The following is a 2,249-nucleotide window of genomic DNA, read 5'->3' as shown; positions in this document are numbered from 1 at the left end:
GGGCGCGACCGCCGGCGGCGGGCCCGGCGCGTCCTGGGTCGGCTCGGGCACCGGCGCCACCGGCCGGTCCCCGCCCGCCGCGCGCTCGGCGGCCATGTGCGCGCGGGCCGCCTTGATGATGTCCCACGCCGACAGCTCGTCGGTCGAGGGCGGGGTGTGCATCGCCGGGGACGTCAGCTCCGCCGCGACCGCCTGCGGCACCGCGAACCCCGCCGCAGGCGGCGCCGCCTGCGCGAGCCGGCACCACGTCAGCCCGAGGGTGTAGGTGGTGGCCAGCAGCGCGGCCAGCGCGTCGGCGTCGGCGGTGCGCAGCGCCTCGGGCAGCCGCCCGTCGCGCGGCCACAGCGACCGCAGCGGGCTCGCCGGGTCGTTCAGGACGGACTGCAGGGTGCGGGCGCTGTCGGGGTCCAGCCACCGCTGCACCGCCGGCACCGCGGCCGGCGCGGCCTGCAGGTCGGCGGCCAGCACCGCGATCCCGGCGCGGCGGACCTCGTCGTGGCCGCGGCCCGGCGGGGCCGGGCGCGGGCCGGTCAGCCCCGCGACGACCTCCTGCAGGTCGTACAGGGCCAGGCGCAGGAACTCGCCGGGCGCGGTCTCGCGCAGCATCGGCGTGGCGAACTCGGCCGGGCAGCGGCGGCGCCACTCCTGCACGACCGCCTGCGGCCCGTACCGGACGGCCGCCATGTCCTGGTTCACCATCCGCAGCGACGCCGCCGTCACCGCCGCCAGCGCGCCCGCGCCGGGCCGGAACCGCGGGTCGGCCTGCAGGCCCGCGGCGACCTCGTACATGACGCGGGCGATGTGCGCGGCGCCGCCGGCGTCGCCGGCGCCGAGGCGGTGGACGTAGTAGCCGGCCAGGGTCGCGAAGTCGGGCGGCATCATCCAGTGCAGCTGCTCCGCCGAGGTCGTCAGGAACGGGACGAACGACTCGACCAGCGGGTTCTCGGTCAGCACCACCGGGGACCCGGCGCACCACAGCAGCGCGCCCCACGCCGCCGCGACGGTGCTGGGCGTCCCGGGCTGGAACATCGGGTCGCGCTGGGTGAACTGGTTCGGGTCGACCGCGAGCGCGGTGGTGAGGGCCTGGGAGATCCGCGCCACGACCGCGGTGTCGGGCACCGGGCCGAGGAACCCCAGCGGCGCGACCCGCCCGGCGGCCAGGTCCGGGCCGGTGGGGAACAGCTGCGGCGGGACGGGCGGCGTCCCCGCCCCGGGCGGGGCGGGGACCGCGACGCGGCGGTCCTCGAACCCGGGCGGCGGCGGGCACGGGTGCCAGGTGCCGTCCAGGCCGCACCGGTACCAGCGTCCCCACGCCCCGAACAGCCACCACTCGCCCGCGCCCCACAGCATCCGCGCGGCGATCTGGCCGGCGCGGTCGGCGGGCCGCGCGCTCTGCCACCAGGGGGAGGCGACCAGCTCGCGCACGTTGCCCTCGACCTGGGCGAACAGGTCCCCGCTCGGGCCGCCACCGGTTCCGCCGGGCCCCGCCCCGGCCGCCTGCCAGCTCATCCGGCGAATAGTAGTCCCACCGGGTCGCCGGGCCGGAATCGCCGCAGTCACGTCCCCGTATCGCCGCCCGCCCGCCGGAGGGGGCGGGCCGGCCGCGTCCCGCCGAAAACGAGTGCCCGGGCGCTCGCGATCATTCCTACACTCCATGGGTGCGGAGGCGAACAACCATGGACACCCCCACGTTCCTTGCCCACCTGCAGGACCACGGCACCCCCCTCACCCTGCCCAGGGGAGGGACCCTGCGCTGGGACGACGCGGACCTGCACCGCGCCGCGCACACCCGCGACCCCGAGGGCTACGCCCTGGCCGGCGTCGCGGCGGGCGCGCGGGACTGGCAGCGCGCCCGCGTGCTGCTGCAGATCCTCGCCGCCTCCCAGGCCGGGCTGGACGAGCCGGCCCGCGCCGTGCAGGCCCGCGTCGCGCGGGTGCTGACCCTCGGGCTGCCGCCCGCGCACGTCATCACCGTCCTGCTCGCGCTGCGGCGGCTGCGCGCCAACCACAAGCACACCACCCGCACCGCGCTGCGGTTCGTCCTGGAGCACCCCGACGCCGACGCGCTCATCGCCGCGCGCCGCCCCGCCCTGCTCGACTGCTTCGAGCACGCCCTGGGCAAGGCCGCCGCCCGCGGCTGCGCCCGCCGCATCGGCGCCGGCGACACCGGCTCGGAGTACCTGCGGCGGCGGCTGCTGCGGTTCCTCACCGCGCCCGCCGCCGCCCCCGCCCGCGTCCGCGCCCTCTAC

Annotated in this window: 2 protein-coding genes; one reads left to right on the top strand and one right to left on the bottom strand. The window is 78.7% G+C overall.

Annotated elements, in window-relative coordinates:
* A partial coding sequence (locus tag E1200_RS32715) for a hypothetical protein (protein ID WP_131956466.1) occupies positions 1-1,509 on the bottom strand: 1,509 nt, incomplete at its 3' end.
* Positions 1,510-1,658: 149 nt separating this feature from the next.
* On the opposite strand from E1200_RS32715, the gene E1200_RS32710 reads away from it, so the two are divergent.
* On the top strand, positions 1,659-2,249 hold a 591-nt coding region (locus E1200_RS32710; protein WP_207933661.1), incomplete at its 3' end, for a hypothetical protein.

It is taken from the genome of Actinomadura sp. GC306 (assembly GCF_004348665.1).
Classification (GTDB): domain Bacteria; phylum Actinomycetota; class Actinomycetes; order Streptosporangiales; family Streptosporangiaceae; genus Spirillospora.
This window is presented reverse-complemented; position numbering and strand designations above follow the sequence as displayed.